Source organism: Brevibacillus sp. 7WMA2 (assembly GCF_010748895.1).
Classification (GTDB): Bacteria; Bacillota; Bacilli; order Brevibacillales; family Brevibacillaceae; genus Brevibacillus_B; species Brevibacillus_B halotolerans.
This window is the reverse complement of record NZ_CP048799.1, coordinates 456,545-480,104: the sequence shown is the minus strand read 5'-3', so window position 1 is coordinate 480,104 and position 23,560 is coordinate 456,545. Positions and strand designations below refer to the sequence as shown.

Annotated in this window: 25 protein-coding genes, 1 pseudogene and 2 other annotated features; of the genes and pseudogenes, 11 read left to right on the top strand and 15 right to left on the bottom strand. The window is 37.1% G+C overall.

Annotated features, from left to right (window positions below; genetic code table 11):
• Positions 1 to 216: 216 nt before the first annotated feature.
• Positions 217 to 1,557 (bottom strand): branched-chain amino acid transport system II carrier protein, encoded by a 1,341-nt coding sequence (gene brnQ / locus GOP56_RS02035; RefSeq protein WP_163244359.1) that lies wholly within the window; start codon positions 1,555 to 1,557, stop codon positions 217 to 219.
• A gap of 317 nt (positions 1,558 to 1,874) precedes the next feature.
• Positions 1,875 to 2,130 (bottom strand) — a binding site (T-box leader).
• 54 nt (positions 2,131 to 2,184) lie between these two features.
• Positions 2,185 to 2,444: a binding site (T-box leader), on the bottom strand.
• 173 nt (positions 2,445 to 2,617) lie between these two features.
• Here brnQ and GOP56_RS02030 point away from each other — a divergent pair.
• The 3 genes from GOP56_RS02030 to GOP56_RS02020 all read left to right on the top strand — a co-directional run bounded on the left by GOP56_RS02030 (position 2,618) and on the right by GOP56_RS02020 (position 6,497).
• The gene (locus tag GOP56_RS02030) at positions 2,618 to 3,733 is read left to right on the top strand and encodes a YrpD family protein (protein ID WP_163244358.1); all 1,116 of its coding nucleotides are present in this window, start codon (positions 2,618 to 2,620) and stop codon (positions 3,731 to 3,733) included.
• Between the two features lie 1,045 nt (positions 3,734 to 4,778).
• Positions 4,779 to 5,216, top strand: a complete 438-nt coding sequence (locus GOP56_RS02025; RefSeq protein WP_163244357.1) for a MarR family winged helix-turn-helix transcriptional regulator — start codon at positions 4,779 to 4,781, stop codon at positions 5,214 to 5,216.
• A 51-nt stretch (positions 5,217 to 5,267) separates the two neighbouring features.
• Entirely contained in the window at positions 5,268 to 6,497 is a 1,230-nt protein-coding gene (locus tag GOP56_RS02020) for a serine hydrolase domain-containing protein (protein WP_163244356.1), read from the top strand.
• 199 nt (positions 6,498 to 6,696) lie between these two features.
• Here GOP56_RS02020 and GOP56_RS02015 read toward each other — a convergent pair whose 3' ends face one another.
• The 3 genes from GOP56_RS02015 to GOP56_RS02005 all read right to left on the bottom strand — a co-directional run bounded on the left by GOP56_RS02015 (position 6,697) and on the right by GOP56_RS02005 (position 9,402).
• Positions 6,697 to 7,116, bottom strand: coding sequence for a DUF3021 domain-containing protein (locus GOP56_RS02015; protein WP_163244355.1), 420 nt, complete (start codon positions 7,114 to 7,116; stop codon positions 6,697 to 6,699).
• Positions 7,116 to 7,565, bottom strand: coding sequence for a LytTR family DNA-binding domain-containing protein (locus tag GOP56_RS02010; RefSeq protein WP_163244354.1), 450 nt, complete (start codon positions 7,563 to 7,565; stop codon positions 7,116 to 7,118). Before GOP56_RS02010 ends, GOP56_RS02015 begins: the two co-directional genes overlap by 1 nt.
• A gap of 1,318 nt (positions 7,566 to 8,883) precedes the next feature.
• A complete protein-coding gene (locus GOP56_RS02005) occupies positions 8,884 to 9,402 on the bottom strand; it encodes a hypothetical protein (RefSeq protein ID WP_101668000.1) in 519 nt (172 codons plus the stop codon).
• A gap of 381 nt (positions 9,403 to 9,783) precedes the next feature.
• Between GOP56_RS02005 and GOP56_RS02000 the strand changes: the two genes are divergently transcribed.
• From GOP56_RS02000 to GOP56_RS23660, 6 genes and pseudogenes are all read left to right on the top strand, one after another.
• A complete protein-coding gene (locus tag GOP56_RS02000; protein ID WP_163244353.1) occupies positions 9,784 to 10,500 on the top strand; it encodes an ABC transporter ATP-binding protein in 717 nt (238 codons plus the stop codon).
• Entirely contained in the window at positions 10,497 to 11,231 is a 735-nt protein-coding gene (locus GOP56_RS01995) for an ABC transporter permease (RefSeq protein WP_003341926.1), read from the top strand. The genes GOP56_RS02000 and GOP56_RS01995 overlap by 4 nt, the downstream gene beginning before the upstream one ends.
• A gap of 9 nt (positions 11,232 to 11,240) precedes the next feature.
• Positions 11,241 to 11,972, top strand: coding sequence for a MerR family transcriptional regulator (locus tag GOP56_RS01990; RefSeq protein ID WP_003338444.1), 732 nt, complete (start codon positions 11,241 to 11,243; stop codon positions 11,970 to 11,972).
• Between the two features lie 326 nt (positions 11,973 to 12,298).
• Positions 12,299 to 12,430: a helix-turn-helix domain-containing protein gene (locus tag GOP56_RS24295; protein WP_003341928.1), complete on the top strand. Its 132-nt coding sequence runs from the start codon at positions 12,299 to 12,301 to the stop codon at positions 12,428 to 12,430.
• Positions 12,400 to 12,904, top strand: a pseudogene (locus GOP56_RS01985) (IS3 family transposase); the annotation flags it as partial. The gene GOP56_RS24295 and the pseudogene GOP56_RS01985, both read left to right, overlap by 31 nt.
• A gap of 66 nt (positions 12,905 to 12,970) precedes the next feature.
• Positions 12,971 to 13,447 carry a hypothetical protein gene (locus GOP56_RS23660; protein ID WP_254068566.1) on the top strand — a complete coding sequence of 159 codons (477 nt, stop codon included), beginning with the start codon at positions 12,971 to 12,973 and terminating at the stop codon, positions 13,445 to 13,447.
• 169 nt (positions 13,448 to 13,616) lie between these two features.
• Here GOP56_RS23660 and GOP56_RS01975 read toward each other — a convergent pair whose 3' ends face one another.
• The 5 genes from GOP56_RS01975 to GOP56_RS01955 form a co-directional block, all read right to left on the bottom strand.
• Positions 13,617 to 13,823: a hypothetical protein gene (locus tag GOP56_RS01975; RefSeq protein ID WP_022586223.1), complete on the bottom strand. Its 207-nt coding sequence runs from the start codon at positions 13,821 to 13,823 to the stop codon at positions 13,617 to 13,619.
• 22 nt (positions 13,824 to 13,845) lie between these two features.
• Positions 13,846 to 14,487, bottom strand: coding sequence for a hypothetical protein (locus GOP56_RS01970; RefSeq protein WP_096887387.1), 642 nt, complete (start codon positions 14,485 to 14,487; stop codon positions 13,846 to 13,848).
• A gap of 71 nt (positions 14,488 to 14,558) precedes the next feature.
• A complete protein-coding gene (locus GOP56_RS01965) occupies positions 14,559 to 14,762 on the bottom strand; it encodes an aspartyl-phosphate phosphatase Spo0E family protein (RefSeq protein WP_096887388.1) in 204 nt (67 codons plus the stop codon).
• Between the two features lie 300 nt (positions 14,763 to 15,062).
• Positions 15,063 to 15,206 carry a hypothetical protein gene (locus tag GOP56_RS01960; protein ID WP_163244352.1) on the bottom strand — a complete coding sequence of 48 codons (144 nt, stop codon included), beginning with the start codon at positions 15,204 to 15,206 and terminating at the stop codon, positions 15,063 to 15,065.
• Positions 15,206 to 16,501, bottom strand: a complete 1,296-nt coding sequence (locus GOP56_RS01955) for a helix-turn-helix domain-containing protein (protein WP_163244351.1) — start codon at positions 16,499 to 16,501, stop codon at positions 15,206 to 15,208. The genes GOP56_RS01960 and GOP56_RS01955 overlap by 1 nt, the downstream gene beginning before the upstream one ends.
• A 259-nt stretch (positions 16,502 to 16,760) precedes the next feature.
• On the opposite strand from GOP56_RS01955, the gene GOP56_RS01945 reads away from it, so the two are divergent.
• The gene (locus GOP56_RS01945) at positions 16,761 to 17,474 is read left to right on the top strand and encodes an S-layer homology domain-containing protein (protein ID WP_254068564.1); all 714 of its coding nucleotides are present in this window, start codon (positions 16,761 to 16,763) and stop codon (positions 17,472 to 17,474) included.
• 32 nt (positions 17,475 to 17,506) lie between these two features.
• The gene (locus tag GOP56_RS01940) at positions 17,507 to 17,821 is read left to right on the top strand and encodes a phage holin, LLH family (protein ID WP_163244350.1); all 315 of its coding nucleotides are present in this window, start codon (positions 17,507 to 17,509) and stop codon (positions 17,819 to 17,821) included.
• A 134-nt stretch (positions 17,822 to 17,955) separates the two neighbouring features.
• On the opposite strand, the gene GOP56_RS01935 is transcribed toward GOP56_RS01940, so the two are convergent.
• The 6 genes from GOP56_RS01935 to spoVAD all read right to left on the bottom strand — a co-directional run bounded on the left by GOP56_RS01935 (position 17,956) and on the right by spoVAD (position 23,558).
• Positions 17,956 to 18,390 carry a peptidylprolyl isomerase gene (locus GOP56_RS01935; RefSeq protein ID WP_003337789.1) on the bottom strand — a complete coding sequence of 145 codons (435 nt, stop codon included), beginning with the start codon at positions 18,388 to 18,390 and terminating at the stop codon, positions 17,956 to 17,958.
• A 193-nt stretch (positions 18,391 to 18,583) separates the two neighbouring features.
• Positions 18,584 to 19,900, bottom strand: a complete 1,317-nt coding sequence (gene lysA, locus GOP56_RS01930; protein WP_163244349.1) for a diaminopimelate decarboxylase — start codon at positions 19,898 to 19,900, stop codon at positions 18,584 to 18,586.
• Positions 19,901 to 20,112: 212 nt separating this feature from the next.
• Complete coding sequence (locus GOP56_RS01925) at positions 20,113 to 21,582, bottom strand: spore germination protein (RefSeq protein WP_163244348.1); 1,470 nt, start codon at positions 21,580 to 21,582, stop codon at positions 20,113 to 20,115.
• The gene (locus tag GOP56_RS01920; RefSeq protein ID WP_096887393.1) at positions 21,569 to 22,150 is read right to left on the bottom strand and encodes a stage V sporulation protein SpoVABEA; all 582 of its coding nucleotides are present in this window, start codon (positions 22,148 to 22,150) and stop codon (positions 21,569 to 21,571) included. Before GOP56_RS01920 ends, GOP56_RS01925 begins: the two co-directional genes overlap by 14 nt.
• A 26-nt stretch (positions 22,151 to 22,176) precedes the next feature.
• Positions 22,177 to 22,527, bottom strand: coding sequence for a stage V sporulation protein AE (gene spoVAE / locus GOP56_RS01915; RefSeq protein ID WP_003344690.1), 351 nt, complete (start codon positions 22,525 to 22,527; stop codon positions 22,177 to 22,179).
• 2 nt (positions 22,528 to 22,529) lie between these two features.
• On the bottom strand, positions 22,530 to 23,558 hold the full coding sequence (spoVAD, locus tag GOP56_RS01910) for a stage V sporulation protein AD (RefSeq protein WP_003344692.1): 1,029 nt from the start codon (positions 23,556 to 23,558) through the stop codon (positions 22,530 to 22,532).
• Positions 23,559 to 23,560 lie beyond the last annotated feature (2 nt).

The following is a 23,560-nucleotide window of genomic DNA, read 5'->3' as shown; positions in this document are numbered from 1 at the left end:
TTTTCGTACTAGTAATTTGTTGTTTTACTATAATTTAACTTCAAATTGGATAATCCTGCAAGTATTATGTTAAATTATACTAAAAAAATAATTAGATAATTGTATATTTATTAAAACTTCCCTCTTTTCCCTCGGTATATTTTTTATCCATTTATTCATTCAAAACAAAAAAACAACCCCGTCCACTGCGGGACTGGAATTGTTTTTTTGAAATGATCATTCTGTAGTCTGGGGAGCTAAGCTGGTGTTTTTCTTTTTTATAAACGAAATTACATATCCAATCAGCGCACCTACGATTCCTGGGACAACCCAGCCAAGTCCTTTTTCATGCAGCGGCAAATAACTCAGCACACGGTCAACAGCTAGAGAATGAATTCCTACCTGACCCAATGCATCAGCAACACTAACAATTCCAACAAGCAGCATGCTGCATGTGTAGACAATGGAATCGCCTTTTAGTACGTCATTCGTAAAGGACAATACAATTAAAGCAATAGCTAATGGATAGATGGCAGACAAGATCGGCACAGAAATTGATAAAATTCCACTTAAGCCCATGTTAGCAAAGAACATACTAGTTAGTGCAAGTATACTCACCCACATCTTGTATGAAACTCTCGGTACAAGCGATGTAAAGTATTGACTGCATGAAGTGATAAGTCCAACCGATGTAGTTAGGCATGCCAATGAAAATACAAGACCCAGTAGTATTACCCCAGGTTTACCAAATAAATATAACACCACATTCGTTAACGTTTGGGCTCCATTCTCGGTCACTCCAAACATAGAGGTGCTAGCCGCTCCAAGGTAACCAAGTAGAACATAGATCGAAACTAGAATCGCCCCAGCAATTAATCCTGCATAGACAGTAGTTGCAATCAATGATTTTTTCTCTTTAATTCCCTTTTGCTTCAGAGTTACTGAAATGACAATTCCAAAATTAAGTGCCGCAATTGTATCCATCGTTAAATACCCATCCAAAAACCCATTGAAATACGGTGTTTGTATATAACTTTCAATTGGACTAGTAAAAGACCCCAGCGGCTTGAATAAGCTATAAATGAAAATACCTGTAAGTAAAATCAATAACGATGGCGTTAGCACTTTACCAAATCGATCAGAGAGCTTAGCTGGATTTAAACAAAGCCAAAAAGCAATCGAAAAGTACACTAGTGTATAGAGAAAGAGCACCCAGCTAGTTTGTTGCCATTCTACTGGTAAAAAAGGAGCCACTCCCATTTCAAAGGCTAAGCTTCCATTACGCGGAATACCTAGGAAAGGACCAATTGATAAATAGATAAGAAGAGTGAAGATAAAAGCAAAAACAGGGTGTACTCGTTTGGCCAAATTGTGCAAACCATCAGATTTTGCTACGGCAACAACTCCCAAGATAGGTAGTCCAACAGCAGAGATGATAAAACCGCTCATTGCTTGCCAAAAGTTAGTTCCCGCTGACTGTCCTAAGAAAGGGGGAAAGATTAAATTTCCTGCTCCAAAAAATAAAGAAAACATCATAAAGCTTACTAACAGTAAATCTTTTCTTGATAGCCTCTGCATATTAATTCTCCTCACTATGATTCATTTTCTAGATGAACTGGATCGATTCTGACGGTAACTTGAATCTCAATTTCCATTGTGCACCCTCCTGTCTAAACATAAGTTTACAACCCCGAATACTAGGAATTAAAAGTGCTACGATCCAAAAAATGGCTTGTACTCTGCTTTCAAATACAACGGGCCCCTTAATGAAATGATGTATTTTGGTAATCAACTTTGAAATGAAAAGGCTGTCCAGCTCAACTCCTTCTTTTATTTACAATAAAAAACACCTCAGCAACCAAGCAAGTGTTTCATCTAAAACACCTTACTTTGGTTACTGAGGCGAAGATATACGCGGTACCACTCAGCTTTCTGTCTTCTCGCGAAAAACAGACTCTGCAAGTCTATAAGGACTTTCATCAGATAACGGTGATTTTCCGTTGCTCCCTACTCTGACAATTGGCAGATGTCCTTTCAGGAACAAAGCTCTAAGGTGATATTCAAAAAAAGGTGTAATGACCATCCTTTCAGCCATGGGACAGCTCTCTGCACATTAATCTTTTCCCTACTTCTCCTCATCAATGCTTTTTATTTATGAAATTAAAATGAAAAACTCTCGTCTCCACAATCAACTTACATTTTGATTGCAGAGACGAGAGTTTCGCGGTACCACTCAGCTTTCCGCCTTCCTCACGAAAAGCAGACACTTATCAAGTCTAAAATAACATAGACTTAGCTCCTTTTAACGGTGGACATTCCGTTGTTACCTACTCGATACATTCATCGTTCGTTAACAAAGCTCCGAGGTGATATTCAAAGGGAAACAACGACCATCCTTTCAGCACTATGGGACGGCTCTCTATCATTCTTTCTTATCTTCTACTTGTCCTCATCACAACTTTTACATTTGTTTGATTTGTTAGTATTATAGTAATCTTTAAAGGTTACTGTCAATCATTTTTTAAGAAATTATTTTATATAATAAAAATTCATTAGATAGCAATAAAATATATTTTGTTTTTCGAATATTTGTAATATATTGTCTTTGTAAACAAATTTATGTTAGGAGTTGAAGTTTTTGAAAAAAGCTAACCTAGTCACAACCATGATTTGTCTTCTTAGCCTCCCCCTTTCGTCATTTTCCGCATTTGCCGCAGCAGATGACTTCAGAGAATGGAAAGGCACAAATGAAAAAAGCGTTGGGGTTGTACATGAGGAAACAAGTACCATTTCTGATTCTAAAATCAATGAAATGATTGAAAGAGCTAAGGAATCCATTTCTCAGGAAAAAAAGAACAAAAAAAACAGCTTACGGGCTGAGGCATTAGATACTACATACAGCTATATTGCCTTTGAGGACGGAGTATCTTATGTATATGAAGAAGCCTCTTCTGCAAATCCTGAATTAATTATCCTTGATTCAGATAACCAAAAAGCAGAGGCCCTCTCCTCCAAACAATCTCAATTACAAGGGATAGCATCTGATTTTATAGCAGATGGCGTTGGGGGAAAGCAAGAAATCACGCAAAGTGGAACCTATTTAAGTACCAAGCTTACCCTCCCGCAAGATTCGATGGTTGATAAAAAAGTGGCAGCATACAATTATGGTGGTTTTTTCTATCTGGCAAATACAAGCGGAGCAATCGGTTCATGGGTAGCGGATATGGGCTTAAGCTACTATACCAATGTTGGTCAATCGCAAACAGAGACCGGCTGGAAACCTATTATCATCGTAAAGCAAAAAACGTCTGCCACTGCTTGGACAGCCTATAAAAGCGATATTTTCGATCCAAACTACAAAGAAGGACAGTATCGAAATGCATATAAGTCAGGTTCCGATGTAAACCTCTATTTGTGGTATAACTACAATGGAAAGGTTCGCTTGAAACTGGACGGTACCACAATTTGCAGCGAGCGGACATGCACTACACCTGGCGATACAAAAACCATCACCATCATTGAATCTGCAGACAAATTGAACATACCTCAAATCTCGAATTGGAAGCTACTTTCTACTGTGGTATCCAATGATAATACGGGGAAAAATCGAGCCATCTATTCAAATATTAAAGTCGATGGCACCCCTGTTCCTAACAATAAATTTTCAATCCCTCAGGAGGATCACGCAAAAGTAACCCGCGACAACAATAACACTGTAACCATTGATGTTGATTCTGATATTTATAAGTATTAGGGCGGGATTTTCATAGTGGAATGGAAGGTAATCCCCCTATGTCGTATGTAACAAACACAGCAGGCGTACGTCAGCTTAGCCTTTTATACTCGCTGGCTTATAGAAACCAATTGTAACACGTAGATAAACATCATTATTACTTAGATAGATAATGGGATCGAAACTACCTATTTTCCATATACATATGGAGACGGGTAGTTTCATTTTTCGAATAAGTTTTCTGGATTGCTCAATCAGCATCCTTTCTAGCCTATATACTATTCCTATAGATAAAAAATAGAATGAAGACAATGATATGAAGTGAAACACCACTAATATAAATGAATATATAGAGTCCTCCTTTCGGGATGAACATGGACTCTATATATTTGGCTCCTACATGTCTTAAAAGAAGAAAAACGGTGATTCGAAAAATTCACCACGGAAGAAAGGGGATTCAAATTCACGTCGGAAGAAAGGGGATTCGCGGAAGCCTCTCCGACCGTCAAACCTTCTGCCTCTGAAGCCCCCTCTAGGTGGATCTGGATCGACATCCCAATCTCTGTAATCCATAGGATGATCATATTTTCTATGCGTAGGGGGACAGCAACATTCACAATATTCTCGCTTACGACGCCTCATTTTACATACCTCCTTTATATCTTACCCTTTAAAGATATGCTGACCCTAATAAATGGGTTTGGATGTATACCTACTTTTGATAATAGAATAAGCCCTTTTTTGGGTTTGTCAGCTATTGAATCTATAAAGTTTAGATATAGGCAGGTTGTTATTAGAAACAGAGAATTTGTTGAATCAGGATTCCATCAGCTATATTTCTTATACAATGTAAGGAACCATGTTTGTAGACATAAATGGATACATCCCCAGGTCATAGAAAGGTTCCTGGCTCTTTTTTACCGAATGTGACTTCTACTCCCAATTACTTGCCCTTATCCTTCATTAAAAGAGATTTCTTTTTTATATTTTACAATTACAGAAAATTGACTTTTTTTAAATCATCCTCTAATATATTAGTTAACTAACATATTAAAGGATGATCTGTTTGGATTTGTACACGCAAGTAAAACAAATTAATGAAGCCGATTATGCAATCAATCGATTGATTTATAAATATTACAAAAAACATCTAGCTAGTTCTATCACAACACAACAAGCTGTGCTGTTAGATATTGTCTATTATGCTAAAAAAATATCTGTAGGTGAAATTGCTATAGAAATGAACGTTAGCTCTAGTGCAGTAAGTCAGCTTATCTCCAAAATGGAGAAAAATCAGTTAATCCATCGTACTATTAATCCAGATAATCGTCGTGAAATATTTATTACATTAGATAAAAACGGTTGGGAATATTTCCACAAGCAGGAGTATGTAGAACGAGCTGTGGCTGATCGTTTATTTTCTAAATTGACGATTTCAGAGCTTAATGAATTGGAACGAATTACAAAAAAATTACAGGAAATCGCCATGAAAGAGTTCTTGTGATTTCCTCACGCCAAATATGTTAGGTAACTAATATAATAAGGAGACTAAAATATGTACAATACTATTTATCCTACGTTACAAAAATTACAATTTAACGGTTCTCTTTATATAGAGACAAGAAATAACGAAAGCCTTAGCCTTACATTAGGTTATAAAGATATAGATAATTACATCTCTATTACGGAACATACACTGTTCGATATTGCTTCTTTAAGTAAAATGTATACCGCCGTAATGATATTGCAATTACTAGAAACAAAAGCTATTAATCTTGAAGATAAACTGACGAAATGGTTTAACACGATTACCTATAAAAATGTAACTATTGAACAATTATTAACACATACATCAGGCATCCCAGAATATATAGGTAACCCTTCAGTAACAGTCATTGAAGAAATCTTACATACTAAAGAGCCATACTTCCCTACAGGATGCGGATCGTTTTATTCCAATACAAACTATGTATTATTAGCAAAAATCATTGAGGATGTAAGCAAACTTTCATATGAAGATTGTCTACATAAGATGATTGTAGCCCCTCTTCATCTTACACATACAACTACGAAACCAAGCGCTGAACAAATTGCTGTCGGAAGGCTTTTCGATTATACTAATCGAAAATATATTGCTGTAACAGACGATCCTATCTTGCATTACGTTGATAAACATGCGGGCTTCTATGGTGATGGTGGCATTTACTCTACAGCAAAGGAAATTGCTCAGTTTTTAAAGGGATTTATTCAAGGAAAACTGGTATCCCCCGAATTGGTAAAAAGTGCTTTAACTCCTTCCTCTTTATCTAACAATTATGGCTACGGATTCGTAATTCAAGACGACTCTTTTGGTCACTCTGGTGGGGAGATCGGATACTCCGCCCATTGCTTATATTCTTTACCAAATGAAAAAATAATCATTCTTTTAACAAATGAAGAGATAAGCCCTATGTATGAACAACAAATATTATCATTTTTAACCTTTCCTCAAAACAGAGAAAAACCTATAGCACCAAAACACCCTACTATCATGGGAATAAACACGACAGATAGCATAGAAGGTACGTATCAGCTCACTGATGACTATCAAACATGCTTTACTGTCAGCCGTATTGTTGAGCATTTTATTATCACTTTTGATGATCAACCTGCCACCCATTTGTTTAAAATTGAACCTAATCTCTATTGGATTAGAAATACAATGAGTTTTATCAATTTCCACGATATGGTCTTTATTGACGAAGGTATAGAAGTACCACTTAACAAACACCTGACAACGTCTTAAGGAAAATTATTAGGAAGAGCAGTAACTTTACTTAAGAGACCCCTCTTCTCGAAAAGAAAAGTCAGCCCTTAGAAATTCTATGGCTGACTTTTCATCATTCATTTGATTTTTTAGCTGCGAATCTATAATTACGGTTTTCAACTAAAGGCATCGAATAATTTCTTTTTCTGCATTCTTTTTATTACGATATGATTTGGGATTATTTCCTCTTTAACTGATTGTTAATTTTTTTTATTTCTTTTGAATCCATCCAATATACCCCCACCCAGACAAGAATATAAATAATGAATTGAATCACAATAAACATAAGAAACCTGACTGGATTCTCAGCTGGATTTTCATACCACTCTCCAATTGCACCACAAATAAGTACAAGTAGTAAGACCACAACATAATGTATCGATAGATTTACCACAAATGGCCAACGATCAGAGTAAAAAATAAGCGTGATAAGACCACAACCCACTCCTAGAAATACAGCCAAAAGAAACTCCACCAAAAGCTCTTGCCCATTCATTACTCTGGTTGGATTTTGTAATAAAACAATTGTCATAATGATATAAGAAGTGCTTAACCCAATAAGGGCCCCTATTAATGAAGATTGGATTATTTTTTTCATTACGTATCCCTCCCAATTCCTAGCCGCTTCTTCAGTAACTTTAAATACATACGACTAACATGAGCTGTTGATCCATTGTCCATCACAAGCTGCATCATACCTAATTTCTCCATCTTCATAGAGAAAATCTTAGACACATTTACGAGCGTTGATTTATTGACACGGACAAAGTTCTTTTTTAACAAATCTTCCAGCTCATATAATTTGCGCTTTGATTCATATTCATCCTCATCTGTTGAAAAATAAACCTTTGTCCCTTCTGAATAAATAAAGTAAATATCTGTAATTTTCAACATATAGATTTGCTGTTGTAAATAACCATCAATTACTTCTGTGTTAGAAGACTCAAAATACCTCATAATTTGTTCAATTTCATTTGTATACGCATTTGTATGAATATGGATTTCTGTTTCCTTTACATTCTCATCGATGATTAATTTGATTTGCATATGCACCCTCCACTCCATAAATCAAATATAACATGGAAACTTTTCATATTTAATTTTCTTATATAAGTGGTTCCATATGACAAATGAGTAGCAAAAAAGAGATGATGAATGAATCGTATGGAAGGCTCGCTGTCCCTTACTGATCATATAATGTTCGTTTTTGATAGAACTAGATGTATCGAAGGATAATATTTATATTTGCATATATTTTCCCTGAAGATGTATGGATAGTTTTTCTGGTTCTTTCATTTCAATCACTATCAAATGTTTTATCTATAGTTTTTCCTACAAGGAAGTTTATTCGACATGGTATAGAATTCTCTTGTAGTATTTAAGTCTACTCAGGAAATGTAAATGAAGGAAATCAAGGTTAGAGGATATTGGAATGCAAAAAAATTCCAGATAAGGTAAGGGTAAGAAGGATTATTGATATACAAGCGAGGATTACAGTGAGGAACCTACAATATGATGCAGATACTGGCTATAATTATGTAAGAATTTTTCATACCTAAATAAAGGCATCTTCTCCTCCTCAGTAGTGTTAGCCTGTGATCTTATGTGGTATGTATAGTTCTTGTTAACAATAATGAGAGTTTGTCCATCCAGATTATTTAATCCCTATAAACTACTCGTATACATCAAGTATAGAATAAATCCTAAAATATTCAGAGTAAGACCACCAATAAAGGAGTTATTACATACCCCCTTAACAAATTCATAAAAAGTAAACATAAGAGAAATAAAGTAAACCATTATCAAAAAATTTAAAAGTAATCCCCACTGTAACCAGTAAACCTTTCCGAAACTAAAGGAAAAATCTGCGATTATAAATAGTATAAATCCTATATTTGCTAGTAAAGATAATACAAATGAAGTATTACATTTTTTCATCACAATCGTTCTCCTTTTAACCCTCTAAGGAGGTTAGAGTTTTCATCTATTAATTGTAACCCTCGACTAGTAATACAAATATGGAAATTGATAATATTTATGCGGGATTTACAGCGAGAAATCTAAAAATATAATACAGCTGCTTGCCTAAAAAAATGACCTCCTTTAATCTTACAGACTACGGAGATCATTCTCATTTCTAACGTTTGAGTCGCCCTTTGGGAGACAATCTATTGTATCTAATAGACAAATTCCAAGGTGCATAATAACTCATTGCCTTTCATTCTGATATTTATTTTTGTTTAATGAATAAGCAAGCAATTCCTATAACTAAAACAATCATTACAGGAAATATCGTGCCCTCTTGAATAGTAAATACCCTTTGCTCTTTAGCCTTTGATAATATTTAAAATATCAATGTCATTGCTTATCTCCCGAAATTATTCGTGTTATAATATAAACCCTTCATCATTTCAGCTGTTTTCGTTTGAGAATAGCCATATCGCAAAAGAACATTCTTCTTAATTTTAATAATATCGATTAAATATTTGATATTATCTAAATACGCATCATCTGCAAATCTCTTTTCAACGTCATAAACCTCATTTTTTATTTTGCGGGTGTGTTCTTCTATCAAATATAATGCATCTACTATTTCCATTGCTGCTTTCAAACTAATATCCTTTATTTCTTGGAAGTTATTAATGAAATAATAATGTTTCGTATATTTATAACCAGTTTCATTAAAAAAATCATCGCCATGCTCAAACCAATCTTCTGAAACCAGATGTTCATCTATGCAATGTTTTAAATCAAGCTCCTCTTCTAAATAAAGATATTTAGCTACTTCCATTACACTATTAAAACCTATTTTGGGAAGAGGTTCTTTTTCAAGAATTTTCTTTTTATCGTTGGAATAAGTCACAACCTGTATTAGCTCTAACATAAAATTTCCCCTTTCTCTGGTCAAAACACCCTATTTTTATTGTTATTTCGTTCCACGTCTTTAAATACCCTTTCTTTTTTCACCAAAATCTTACTTAGATAAACAGATTTTATTTTTTATCTGTCTACCTAGGGGGAGCATATCAAGATTGATCAAAATAGATTCTTTTCTGGCATATTTAGGTTTCGGTTTTATAAAAAAGTTTGATCATTTTCTACCTGTGTTGTTCCACAATCGCGCCCGATTGCTGAAGATCGTCCTGGAACAAATAATTATCATACTTTATTCAAAATCCACATTTATAAAAGCCTCCAATAAGACACCACCCCCACCACTCTTTGATATAGTAGCTTACTAAGTCTTATATAGGAGGGAACAAATATGATCTTAACCGTCAAAAACTTATCGGTCACATACGGTACTAAAGAAGCTGTCCACAACATTAGTTTTAGCATCAAGCCTGGGGAAGTAATTGGCTTACTTGGGGCAAACGGTGCAGGGAAATCCTCTACTATTGCAGCAGTGCTTGGTATTGAAAAGAGTAATTACGAAGAGCTCACAATGCTCGGAAAGTCACCAATTCTCCATCGCAAGGAAGTCTATCAAGAGGTGGGTGTACAGTTTCAAGAAACAAATTTCCAAGATGGATTAACGGTGCGTGAGGCATGCGAGCAGTGGGAGTCGCTTTATAAACAAACTGCTGATGTGCCTCTACTCTTACAAACATTTGGTCTAGTTGGGAAGGAAACTCAACTTGTGAAATCTCTTTCAGGGGGTGAACGTCAACGCTTAGCGGTGCTGCTGGCATTAATTTCAATTCCTAAGCTTGTTTTCCTAGATGAGCTCACAACAGGATTAGATACAAAGGCTCGACGTATGCTTTGGAAACAGCTTTTAGCGATGAAAGAAAAAGGGCTGGCAATTGTTCTAACATCACACTACATGGACGAGGTTGAGGCGTTATGTGATAAAATTTTAATTTTAAAAGAAGGCAAAACGGTCTTATATGGCACGATCCAAGAAGCAATCCGTGCAAGTGAGAAAGCCACACTAGAAGACGCGTACCTATATTTTGCAGGCGAGGAGGACTGGGTATGAGTACATTTCTAACCTTTTTAAAAATTGAGGGCAAGCTCGTTTGGAAGGGCATTGATATTCTCATTTTTGGGATCTGCTTCCCTATTATATTAGCTACCCTATTTGGTTATTTTCTGAGTAAGGACGGATTAGCTGGTGCTTCCAACTTTGAATTATCGTACGCATCTGTAATTACGATTGGTGTACTAGCAACAGGAGTTATGGGTGTACCACTGACCATTGCAGATTACCGTCACCGAGGGATTTTAAAGCGATTCCAAGTGACACCTGTGTCACCTCTCCAAATTCTATTTGCCCAAGGACTGATTCAGCTTTCTTCAGCACTTGTATCATTTATTGGTGTCACACTTGTTTATCATTTATTATTTGATTATGAACTAAAGGGCTCCTGGGGGATATTCCTTCTGACATACACTTTTGTCATTATAGCGATGTATAGTATCGGGATTTTCATTGGAAGCTTAGTACCTGACCAAAAGTCAGCAAATGTTTGGAGCTCTGTTGCTTACTTCACGATGTTACTGTTTTCGGGAGCAACGATTCCGTATGAAGCCATGCCTCGATTCTTCCAATGGGTGATGGATATTTTGCCACTTTCTCATGGTATTCACTTATTAAAGCAGGCAAGTACAGGAGAGCCACTAACAGATGGTCTATTCCATATCGTGATTTTAGCTCTATGCATTGTAATCGGATTATGTGGATCGATTAAATTCTTTAAATGGAAGTAGGTGTGTCGGGTGTACAAAACAAAAGAAATCGCAACACTTGTTGGGGTACACCCAAACACTGTACGCATTTATGAGGAATGGTGCTTTATCTCCCCTGTACCAAGACAAGCAAATGGCTATCGTATTTATTCAGACATCCATTTATTTCAGTTAATGGTCGCACGGACGCTCTTTCGGTGTGAAATTGTACAAGGAGATATTCGGAAAAGAGCTCGTGCAATTGTATATACTTGCGGACAAGAAAATTTTGCGAAGGCTGAAGAACTAACAATAGACTATCTCACCAATTTAGAACGCGAATATGTTCATGCCTTGTCTGCTACAAAAGTTGTTGAGAAATGGTTGAGAGAAGATCCTACTGTTAGTACACGCACTTATTCTCGAACGGAAGTGGCACTGCTTCTAGATATTACATCTGAAGCTGTACGAAATTGGGAACGTAACGGACTCATTACCGTACCGAGACTGGACAATGGTTACCGAGCATATGGTGAAAGAGAACTTGAGCAGCTACGAGTTATTCGTAGTTTAAGAAGTGCCCATTACTCAATTAATGCCATTTTACGTTTACTCAAACAAATCCAACAACCAAGCCCTGATATTTTCGCGATTTTAAATACACCAACAGATGAAGAAGATATCGTGTCAGTAACGGATCAATTAGGTAAATCATTATTAGATGCCATAGCAGGTGCAAAAGATACATTAGCTTTGTTTCATGAAAAAACCACTTTCCAGTAACGGTAACGGAAAGTGGTTTTTAGCATATTTGTAGCTTTGAAATAATGTTCGATTAAAAACATCCACAAATCCATATTTTACGATAAATAAAAAGAATCCATTTAAAAAAGATTAATTAAAATGAATTATTCTCTATCAGATTTAGGTTTGGCATTTATAAATAAAGAGTTTGATCATTTTTAACCCATGTTGTTCTACAATCTGGAGTTAGTATAGTTTCATGGACACCTCTTAGTTAAGTCCTTACAAATGAAAACAAGAGGAGATGAGTCCGGATGGAACACAAAAAAACGAACTAGAGATACAATGAAGATTTTAAAAGAACAGTGGTAGATCTTTATCACTCTGGTTACTCTGTAAAGGAACTATCTAGCGAATATGGTATTTCAGAAGTCACTATTTACAAATGGATCAAAGAATTTACTCCTCTCCAACATCTATTAACGAGAAATGGGTAGCAGATATTACGTATATTCATACTCTTCGGGATGGTTGGTGTTATTTGGCATCCGTTCTTTATCTACATTCTAAAAAATCATTGGGTACTCTTTTTCACGTCATATGACAGTGGATGTAGTTTTGCATGCATTAAAAATGCCTATGATACTCAAAAACCCACAAGGGATTTGGTGCTTCATACTGATTTAGGTGCCCAATATACAAACAAGGATTTCACGCAATATGTTAAGCAACTTCACATTGTTCACTCATGTAGCAGAAAGGGCTGTCCCTATGACAATGCCTGTATCGAATCGTTCCATGCTATTCTGAAGAAAGAAGAAGTAAACCATGTGACTTACATTGATTATGAATCCGCAAAGCTTGCGCTTTTTACATATATAGAAGGTTGGTATAACCGAACCCGAATACATGGTAGTCTAGGATACAAAACACCTCAAGAAGTAGAAGACATGCAAAGAAAAGCATCCTAGTACTTAACTTAATTGTGTCCAAGATATTGACTCAAATCCACTATAACAATCGAGAAAAAGTCACGTATGAGTCAGTTAGATGCTTCATTAACTGTACGTGTAGCTGAGTATCAACAGTTATTCTCCAATCTCCGCATTGAGAAAAAAGCACGCAATAAAGAATTACGTTCAAACATTAAAGTTGCTTATGTAAAGAGTTTGCCAGCTACCTTGAGTATTGAGAAAAGGGAAAGAAATCGTGATCTTGCATGTTCATTAATTGTTCGACAACGAGAAAGTGATGCACTCAGTGGCTCAGTTGTTATTCCATTAAGGAAGTTTTTCACTAGCCAAATGTTTATTCGACATGTTAGAGATTTCCCTTGTAGTATTCAAGTTAACTCAGGATTTTTACATGCAGAAATCAAGGTTAGAGGATATCGGGATGTACAAATTCCAGCTACTGTTACAGTAAGGGTAAGAAGGATTTGTGACATACATGCAAGGATTACGGTGAGGAATTTAAAATATGATGCAGATGCTGGCTATGTATTTATTTTGTAGGATGAGATTTAATAAATGAAAAAAAGTAAGACCGCCTACGAGCCTGAGAAGCTTTAGCGGTCTTACATCACAGTATTCAGAATGAGCCGCCCCATTGGGGGGAGATTCAATTAAATATAAAAGACATTTCCAAGGCAAATAATAGCTCATTACCCTTAATTCATAATGTTCATTTTTGTTTAATAAATAAGCAAACAACTCCTATAACTAAGACAATAATTACAGGAAGTATCGTGCCCATTTCTAAATATTTTGTCCAATCTGGGTGGTAACTACCAATCATTTTGTCAACATACATGGTTAACTTTGCTATTCCTAATACTAGCGAGAGTCCAATCAGTCCTAACGAAGTTATAATTAATCCTGTTGTCTTCATATGCACCCTCCAAAGTGTACCATTAATGGGTTTGTTCAGAAACTTTTACATACTCTCCATTAACGTACTCAAAAATTTCGGTAAAGTAAGGTTTTTCCTCTTCTGGTGTAAGTGATGCATTCGTTTTATAATAATCTAGTTTAATTTCAGGCTTAATTGCCTCGTCTGCATAACCCTTTGCATATTTGTTTTGAGGATATGTGTTCCCTAAATCATAGAAGTACTGTTGTTGATCTATAAGCGTACGTAGATAAGTTTTTCTGTAACTAGCTTTAACATATTCTCCTTTAGCAAGCGGTCTTGATGCCTTCTGTACTGTTAGTTGCACCTCGTCCCCTATTTCATATCCAACAGTAGCTGATATAATATCATTCCCAACTTGAATTGATCCACTTACTGAGTGAGAGTAAGAAGTAGAAATAGAAAACGAATCCACCTCTCCTGCACCTTTTGCTGGATAGCCGATATAGTCCACTATCCAATCACCTTTTGTCACTTTGCCAAGGTTCTCAGTGCCGATTATTTTCCAGTAATAATACGTGGCATTAGATTGTACTTGCGGAAGTTTTGTGTGACTTTGTGATTGAGTCGGCTCATTCGCAGATACAACTCCCGTAGCTATCATAGAAAGAGTAAACATTACAGGCAATACTTTTTTAAACATTTAAAAACCTCCATTTTAATTATATTACAACAAAAAATGGTATTACAAGAAGTAAAAGGTTTGGAATGCACTTATCTTTTTAACCTAGCAAAAATGCTTTTCTTGAAATTAATTATTGTTTTTTGAAATGCAACGATGTACTCATCTAGTTGTTGGGTCATCTGCAATACTTCTGGATGTAAAAATGAGCCTTCTTTGTAATACAACATCTCTAATCCTTGACGTAGCAGATCAAAATGTTTCTGTAAATCTTGTTCTAGTTGAGAATTTTGCATTTCTCTTTCCTTATTTAAGTGATACAATTGACTCGAATAACATTTTTTGTTATTCATGACGGGGGCGTTCTGGTGGTCGGTAAACTAACAAGCACGCCCTTCTTTATTTAAATTTAAACTTTTGAAGCAATATGATTACCTCCTTTCTCCTTATATGTATAACTTTACCATATGTTTCTTTTACAGCATTCGTTTATATCTGCTAAAAACGTTTTACAATCTTCGACTTATTTCTACAAGGATACTAAAATAAAAAAGAACGCCAAAATAAGGCGTCCTACACCAAATAGTCTAACGTCATCAATGTCCCCCATCGCCAGTATATGGTTTGAAAGTGTTTGTTGAGAATAATCTTTTTTCAATAGGCTTATCTACAGACAAAAAAGGAGTTGATAACGATAAAGATAGTAAAAGAACAGAAGCGGTTAATACAAACTTTTTCATTAAATTACCACCTTTCCTTTAATTGGCTTATTAATAGCATTATAAACATTAACAAGTTTTTCTAGCAGATTTAATTCAATTGACTGTTGAAGCTCAAAATGAAGAGAGAAAATCTCTCCTATGCATTGGTTAATATCTTCGTTTGCACTAATCTGTTCATAAGAGTGAATACTTCTTAAGTAAGATTGGATAGCACAATCATATTTTCCCATCTTGACTTGCCAGATTCCTTTCAGCTTAAAAAACCTTCCCAGTTCACGATGTTTATGAGGTGTTTTTACATTAAAACAAAGTGAATCCTCTTCTGCTTCTAAAAATTTTTGTACCGAGTTCATATCGTCTAAGTTAATGTATGATTCCAACAAATCGTTCATAATGTGAACTCTTGTATCTTCCGTTGCTTCCGACAAACATTCTTGAAGAATTGGGATTGCCACGTTATATTCGCCTTTGCCAAAGTATATGTTGGCACGTATAAATTTCGAACGTTCAATAATAAAATTATGGTTTGACTTTTCTGACACATATAAAAGTTCTTCCGCACTTGCAAATTCGTTTAAGAGAATATAAGAATTAATTACAACATAAGCAGCTCTTTGCTTTAGTTCATGTATAGTTTGATCAATTTTAAATCCTCTTTTCCCCATATCAATACATTTTTCATATTTTTTTATATTGTAAGCGTGTAAAGTCATGCGGTAATAATAAACTAACTGTTCTTCATGAGACAAAAAATCAACGTAGTGAGCTATCTCTTCTCCCATTCTGAAGGATTCTTCCAAACGCTTTAAATCTTCTCTCTCGATGAGATATTGTTGATATAATCCTTTTGCTATGTAAAGGGGAATTCCACGTTCTCTGGCATACATAATAACTGGTGTGAATATAGCTATCTTCATTTCTGTATTGACTATTGAATTGGCTACCTTGTAAAGTCGTTCTAGTGATTTGTGGGTGTTTTCATGTGGAGATTCGAGTAGCTTTCGAACAATTGCAGAAACTAATTTTGCATTTCTTAGTTCAATTGCTTCTAATATCAACTCACATAGAACATCAAAACGCTGACCAATCTCTACATAAAGTTCTACAATGTTTTCATAGGGTAGTTTTAATGTATCGACTAGAGGCTTGATTGTTCTTAGCTCAGGTCGCTTCGTTTCATCATTTTCAATCTTCGATAAAACCCCTTTACTAATCCCTGTCATTCTCCCTAATTCCGATAAGCTAATTCCCATTTCTGTTCTTTTTTCTTTTATCAGTTCCCCCAATGTTGTGAAAGTTAGATTTACCCTCATGCTAATCCCCTTCCATACTTTATGAATAATCACATCGATTCCTTTATCAATCTTAACTTAATTCTAACTTTATTGTATTTTTTTGTAAATAACAATAAAAAATATTGGATTAAATAATTTTTTTGTTTTTTCAAAACAAGAAAGGTGGTTTTTTAAAAATGGACTCAAAAGCCTCACAAATCTACTCTTATTCGTTGGAAAGGAGGTTAGTCAATATGTACATGTTTCATATAACTCTACGTTGAAAGGGACTATTACCATGTCCAGTAATCAAGTTTTAGAAGTAAAAATTGAAAGTCTACACAGAGAACTCAATTCATTCAAAGAAGAGACAAAAGAAGATATCCGAGATATTAACATAAGTATTAAACAAAGTGAGAAGCTTTTTAATGCTGCTATGACCATGACTGAAAACATTACCAAGCTAACTACGATTGCTGGCCAACAACGCGAAGAGATGCGTCAACAGCGTGAAGAAAGTACATATCCGAATAACTGCACGATTGGAATTGAATGCAACCATATAGATATGAGTGGAAAGATGACATTTGAAACATATCAATCTCTCTTAGAATTTTGCGTACCGCTATTGAAACGTTATAACCTAACTGAAAATGATCTGAGGTTACACAAAGAAGTTGTTGGCTGGAAGGATTGTCATAGATGGTTTGTAAACAATCCTGATGAGTGGGCTTTGTTTAAAGAGAAAGTTGGAAAAGCATTACACGGTGACACTCCCAAAAATACAACAACTATAACAAAAGAAAAGGTGGTATATATCATGTCAAAATACTTTAAAGATATTCCTGAAAAGATGAAATGGGTTTCTGATCCTGCTGATCGTTTGTATGAGAAAGGCATTGTACTTGGAGATGAGAAAGGTAATCTACATCCAGATAAACCAGCTACTCGTGCTGAGGTAATTTCTTTTATTGATCGAGCAGTTGAATACGTTCTGAAAGAAGTTAAATAAGAAAGCAATAATGTAAAAAGGAGTATGATGAAATGAGTATTTTATTAGGTAAAATCGTATTGGATGTAGCTCATTTTCTACTGTTAGCAGTAGGAACATGGGCTATTTTTTATTTGGTTACGTTTCTCAAAGGTAAGATTAAAAAAGAACATGCATTACGTGCTGTACAATATGCGGAACAAGCCTTTATTCATTTAAAAGGGTCAGAGAAATACAATGAAGCTGTTAAGTACTTTGTTGCAAGTATGACTCGAAATAAAATTAAAGTAACCGATGAAGAAATTAAAGCATTGATTGAATCTACTCTTCGTGAATGGAAAGATGAATTGAATAAACAAATGAAGTAAAATAATTACCCCCTTCTGGCTATATGCTGGAAGGGGATTTTGTGTTTATATGGGGGGTATCCTTTGAAAATAAATAAAAACCCCCTAGTGGAGCTAATGCTTCACTAGAGGAATCATTTTTGACTATTTAGGAACTATTCTTCCCAAACCTTCACTTCAGTCATTTTATTGCCTTGCTGAATTTTGTCCACATGCTCCATGCCTTCGATAATTTGTCCGAATACAGTATGAACGCCGTCTAGATGCGGGAATGCATCATAGCCGATAAAGAATTGGCTGCCGCCTGTATCTTTACCTGCATGTGCCATCGACAATGCACCACGAACGTGTTTGTGTGGGTTACCTTGTGTTTCACATTTGATTGTGTATCCAGGGCCGCCAGTTCCTGTTCCGTGCGGGCAACCGCCTTGTGCAACAAATCCTGGAATAACACGGTGGAAGGTTAGGCCATTGTAAAAGCCTTCATTTGCTAGCTTTTCAAAGTTTGCAACGGTGCCAGGAGCTTCTTTATCAAAGAATTCAATAACAACCTTATTGCCGTTTTCTAGGGTAATTTGACCTTTTTTCATATGTATATACCTCCAATATTTCCATTCCCTTACAAGAGGGTAAATAAGTAGCCACCCGCTCAAAGAACGTAGCAGTCTTTATCCCTTTTATCTTATCTTGTTCAATTCCTAATAGCAAGTTATCATTGTACAAAGCAAAAAAAGAGATTCAATAGCTGATATCTCTTTTCCTTGAGGTACTTTGTCATCCTTTTTATAGAGAGACCTTCGTATACAGGCGATCATTTCGAATCAGATCCATTAATGATTCACGCTGGACCACCAATTCGGCCTCTCCGTCCTTAACAAATACAACAGCAGGGCGGGTGATTCGATTATAGTTATTTGCCATTGCATATCCATAAGCACCGGTACTAGAAACTGCTAAAATATCTCCTGGCTGATGTGCGGATAGACAAATGTCCCAGATTAGCATATCGCCTGATTCACAGCATTTACCTGCTATCGAAACCAATTCTGTAGCAGGCTCATGTAAGCGATTAGCCACACAGGCCTCATATTTAGCCTGATACAAGGCCGGACGCAGGTTATCAGTCATTCCCCCATCAATTGCAACATATTTTCGGACATTAGGAATTTCCTTCGTTGCCCCAATGGTATACAAGGTTGTCCCAGCATCTCCAATAATGCTTCGTCCAGGTTCAATCCAAATTTCTGGGAAGGGCAAGTTATGCTTGATAAATTCTGTACGAACGCTATTTGCAATTGCTTCAATATAATCTTTTGCTACAAGGGGTGTATCTCCTTCCACATAGCGAATTCCAAAACCGCCTCCGACATTAAATACCTGACAGGTAAAGCCTAACTCCTGTCTAACATCTGCTAAAAATTCCGTCAACCGCTGAATAGCCAATAAAAAACCATCCGTTTCAAAAATTTGCGAGCCTATATGACAATGGATACCAAGTAAATGCAAAGCTTGGCTTTCCTGTGCTACTTCAATCGCCTTCATCGCTTGATTGCTTATCATATCAAATCCAAATTTGGAGTCCTGCTGTCCAGTGGATATATATTCATGAGTGTGTGCTTCTACGCCTGGTGTAAGACGCAACAACACATTAGCTATCAATCCACGTTCTTTGGCAAGGTCATGCAGCATCTCTAATTCATAAAAATTATCAGCCACAAAACAGCCAATATTGGCTTCTAGAGCCATAATTAACTCCTGCATGGTTTTATTATTCCCGTGGAAATGAATTCGTTCTGCCGGGAACCCTGCTGCCAATGCCGTATATAATTCTCCAGCAGAAACTACATCCAGAGATAATCCTTCCTCTTCTATCAACTTGCACATTGCCATCGTACAAAAAGCTTTACTGGCATAGGCTACTTGGAAGGCAAACCCGCTTTGCTGAAAGGCCTCTACAAAAGCACGGCACTTTTCCCGAATTAATGTTTCATCATAGACGTACAATGGAGTCTGATATTGCTCTACTAGCTTGGTAGTATCACATCCCCCAATTTCAAGATGCCCTTTTTCATTGATGCGACTTGTGCCATGCAAAAACATAACCTTTGCCCCCTCATCCACTTTCCCTATCATTGTATAAAGCTATTCTGTCTTTTCCATGTATTTTGACTCTTTTAGGAAGGATATAGCGAAGCCACATTCTCGTGGCTTGCTATATCCCCTGTATTTTTTATTCGTATATCTAATTTTTAAGCATTAATATACCACAGCAAGTAACCAAATCCAAGATATATATAACTATGTCTACTCTGTTATTGTCTGTCTGGATTTTGGGAACGAACAATCTTCGGCCGTTTCTCCTGATACGGCACAGCCTTGCGTAGTACAATTTCCTTAAATCCTTCATAATTAAACGGAATTAATGGCCACAAATAAGGGGTATCAATCGATCTGGTCATCGCAAGGACAAGTAAGACAAAGGCACAGCTAAACATATAGCCTTGCAATCCAAAAAGTCCAGTAGTTACCAGTAATAGTAACCGGACCAGCCGGTTGGCCATGCTGAGTTCATAGCTTGGAGTCGCATAGGTTCCAATTGCCGCAACAGCTAGATACAGGATTACTTCTGGCGAGAACAGGCCTACCTTAATGGCAATCTCACCAATTAAAATAGCTGCAATCAGTCCCATTGCAATAGAAAGCGGTGCAGGAGTATGGACCGCTGCCATCCTCATTAAATCCAGTCCAAGCTCAGCTAATAAAAACTGTATCATGATGGGAATGGAACCTTGATTCTTCACACCGAGAAATTCCAGATGAGGAGGGATATACTCCGTATGCATCACTAATAACAGCCATAAGGGCGGTAACAGTAAAGAGGCAATAATCCCTAGAAAACGTACCCAGCGTAGATATGCTCCAACAACTGGTGTTTGCCTGTATTCCTCCGCATGCTGTACATGATGAAAGTAGGTAGCAGGAGTGATGATGACACTCGGTGATGTATCTACATAAATTAGGACATGTCCCTCAAGCAAATGAATGGCAGCTACGTCCGGACGTTCTGTATAACGTACCATAGGGAATGGATTAAACGATTTTCCAATAATAAACTCTTCAACGGTTTTCTCTGACATGGGAATTCCATCGATTTGGATCTCCTGAATCTTTGATTTTAATTTTTCCACTAACTGCGGATTAGCTACATCTGCCAGATAAGCGATCGCAACATCTGTTTTCGAGCGTTCCCCGACCTGCATAATTTCAAAACGCAAACGCTCATCACGAATACGGCGCCGAGTAAGCGAGGTATTGGAAACTAGACCTTCTGTAAAACCATCATGAGCTCCTCGTACAACGCGTTCAGTATCTGGCTCTTCTGGTGTACGAGTCAAATAAATTTTTGCATCGATCATCAGAGCTGTATCCTCACCATCAATCAGCATCCCGATTTGACCAACCAAAACTTTATCCATGAATTCATTACACGTTTTTATCTTGGATATTTGAAAGAAAGGGACATATTTCTGATAAAATATTTTCCAGCCATCCTCGCTCGTTTCCCGTTCTTTTACATTATTGAGGTCTTGTAAAATTAACGTTACGATTGTGCTATCCGCAAAACCATTAATATAATACAGACTAACTCGAGTACGACCTACTTTTATATCATGGACGCCAATATCAAACGTTGTGCCTACCCCTAGCTTGTCATCAAGAAACGCCCTATTTTCTTCAAGGCTAGGGACTATAGGTTGCTTGTCCTGTTTATCCTCCGACACGATATCCACTCCTTTCCATAATCCACTCTATTGCTTTTTTAGTAATCGGACAGCCTTTATTAATGTGGTCCCTGCCGTCCATTTTTCCGATGTCGCCAATCCCAATTATGTGGGTAATATCACATGCATTTAGAATATCAACCGTATCGCCGTAAATTCGATGCTGAAGTTCCTTGTGGACGACCCCATCTTTGTCGACAGCATCCTCCACCACTATTCCTTGTTTCGTAACCGAATATTTCACTTTAGTACCTGTTACCCATTTCGTATTGGAGGCAACTGCTACTGCCCCTAACACTTCAATGTCTGGATGCTTCGCCACAAAACAAATAGCCCTTTCTCCACGTCCAAAACCGTAATTCCCATTGTCATCAAACATTACTAGCACCGGATCATAGGGTGTCTGCTTAATAAGGGTTACCATCTGCTCTCCTGACAGTGGTGTTGGATTTCCCGCGGATAATGAAATGCATCTTCCTCCGATTTGTCGGGCTACTTCTTCTATTACCCTCTGAGCAATGTGGTCACCGTCTGTGATGATGATAACGCGGCGTCGAGCCTGATTCATCGAACCGCCTCCTCCGCCAAAAATTCCTATCCTTTTGGTTTGAACACCAGAGAAGCAAGAAAACTAAAAGCAATGGCCGCAGTAATACCAGCCGCTGGTACCTCAAACATCCCGCTCGCTACTCCCATGGCACCGGTTTGATTTAACTCCTGTAAGGCACCGTGGTACAGTGAATGTCCGAAGCTGATAATTGGCACAGTAGCACCTGCACCTGCAAATTTAATAAAACCATCGTAGATTCCAATAAAATCAAGCACCACACCTGAGACTACTAATGTAACCATGACATGGGCAGGTGTTATTTTAGCTACATCTAACATGATCTGCCCAACCACACAGATTATACCTCCTATGATAAAGGCAATAAGGTATTCCACGATTACTCACCTCCTTCAAATGCTACTGCGTGAGCGATACACGGGATTGAATTTCCCTGTTGTGTACTGGTGGGACTAAGTAATGCACCGGTTGCGCACACAAGCACCTTTTTCAATTCGCCAGATTGAAGCTGCTTCATAATATAGCTGTAGGTTACGCTGGCACTTGAGGCGCATCCACTCGCCCCTGCAAACACTTCCTCGTCAGGTGGATAAATCATAAGACCGCAGTCATTGTACACACCTTCAACGTTATAGCCTTCTTTCGCTAGCATATCTTTGCAAATGGCATAGCCTATGCTCCCCAAATCTCCTGTGACAATGAGATCATAATCAGATGGGCTACGTCCCGTATCAATAAAATGAGTGGCGATCGTAGAAACAGCGGCAGGCGCCATCGCGGCTCCCATTGCAAAAGGGTCTGTAATTCCCATATCTATTACTTTTCCGACTGTAGAATAGGTGATCCGAGGTCCCTTTCCCCCTATCCCTACAACTGCTGCGCCTGCTCCGGTAACTGTAACTTGTGAATGAGGCGGCTTTTGTCCACCATATTCAGTCGGATAACGGAATTGCCGTTCGGCTGTTGCGTTATGGCTGCTGCACGCGGCTACTATATAGTTAGAATATCTTGCATTGACTAGGGCGGTAGCGGTTGAGAGTGTCAGCATCGAGGAGGAACATGCCCCGTACATGCCAAGTGTAGGAAATTGCATTTTTTCAGCCGTAAAGCTAACGGTGATATTTTGATTAAGCAGATCACCTGCGATAATCTGATCGATTTGATTTTTTTTCAAATTAGCTTTCTTAATTGCAAAAGTAATGGCGTCCTCCATTAGCTTTTTTTCGGCTTTTTCCCAGGAATCCTGACCTGCGTACATATCGTCATAACTTTTATCAAATAAATCTTTTAATGGTCCTTCTGCTTCCTTAGGCCCTACAACCACCGCACTTCCCTGAATCCGAACATCCTCGTTGAATCTCCACGTTTGCTGACTAACTCTATTTTTACCTTTCGTTGCCGTACTCACTG

Bases quoted from the DNA above. Each gene is read 5' to 3' on its own strand.
- GOP56_RS01965 (WP_096887388.1), bottom strand. From the start codon at position 14,762: ATGCAAAATTCTCAACTAGAACAAGATTTACAGAAACATTTTGATCTG.
- brnQ (WP_163244359.1), bottom strand. From the start codon at position 1,557: ATGCAGAGGCTATCAAGAAAAGATTTACTGTTAGTAAGCTTTATGATG.
- GOP56_RS01945 (WP_254068564.1), top strand. From the start codon at position 16,761: ATGTCCAGTAATCAAGTTTTAGAAGTAAAAATTGAAAGTCTACACAGA.
- GOP56_RS02020 (WP_163244356.1), top strand. From the start codon at position 5,268: ATGTACAATACTATTTATCCTACGTTACAAAAATTACAATTTAACGGT.
- GOP56_RS02005 (WP_101668000.1), bottom strand. From the start codon at position 9,402: ATGTTAGAGCTAATACAGGTTGTGACTTATTCCAACGATAAAAAGAAA.
- GOP56_RS01920 (WP_096887393.1), bottom strand. From the start codon at position 22,150: ATGAATCAGGCTCGACGCCGCGTTATCATCATCACAGACGGTGACCAC.
- GOP56_RS01960 (WP_163244352.1), bottom strand. From the start codon at position 15,206: ATGAAAAAGTTTGTATTAACCGCTTCTGTTCTTTTACTATCTTTATCG.
- GOP56_RS02000 (WP_163244353.1), top strand. From the start codon at position 9,784: ATGATCTTAACCGTCAAAAACTTATCGGTCACATACGGTACTAAAGAA.
- GOP56_RS01935 (WP_003337789.1), bottom strand. From the start codon at position 18,390: ATGAAAAAAGGTCAAATTACCCTAGAAAACGGCAATAAGGTTGTTATT.
- GOP56_RS01940 (WP_163244350.1), top strand. From the start codon at position 17,507: ATGAGTATTTTATTAGGTAAAATCGTATTGGATGTAGCTCATTTTCTA.
- GOP56_RS01970 (WP_096887387.1), bottom strand. From the start codon at position 14,487: ATGTTTAAAAAAGTATTGCCTGTAATGTTTACTCTTTCTATGATAGCT.
- GOP56_RS01955 (WP_163244351.1), bottom strand. From the start codon at position 16,501: ATGAGGGTAAATCTAACTTTCACAACATTGGGGGAACTGATAAAAGAA.
- GOP56_RS02010 (WP_163244354.1), bottom strand. From the start codon at position 7,565: ATGCAAATCAAATTAATCATCGATGAGAATGTAAAGGAAACAGAAATC.
- GOP56_RS23660 (WP_254068566.1), top strand. From the start codon at position 12,971: ATGAGTCAGTTAGATGCTTCATTAACTGTACGTGTAGCTGAGTATCAA.
- GOP56_RS01975 (WP_022586223.1), bottom strand. From the start codon at position 13,823: ATGAAGACAACAGGATTAATTATAACTTCGTTAGGACTGATTGGACTC.
- GOP56_RS01995 (WP_003341926.1), top strand. From the start codon at position 10,497: ATGAGTACATTTCTAACCTTTTTAAAAATTGAGGGCAAGCTCGTTTGG.
- GOP56_RS02015 (WP_163244355.1), bottom strand. From the start codon at position 7,116: ATGAAAAAAATAATCCAATCTTCATTAATAGGGGCCCTTATTGGGTTA.
- lysA (WP_163244349.1), bottom strand. From the start codon at position 19,900: ATGTTTTTGCATGGCACAAGTCGCATCAATGAAAAAGGGCATCTTGAA.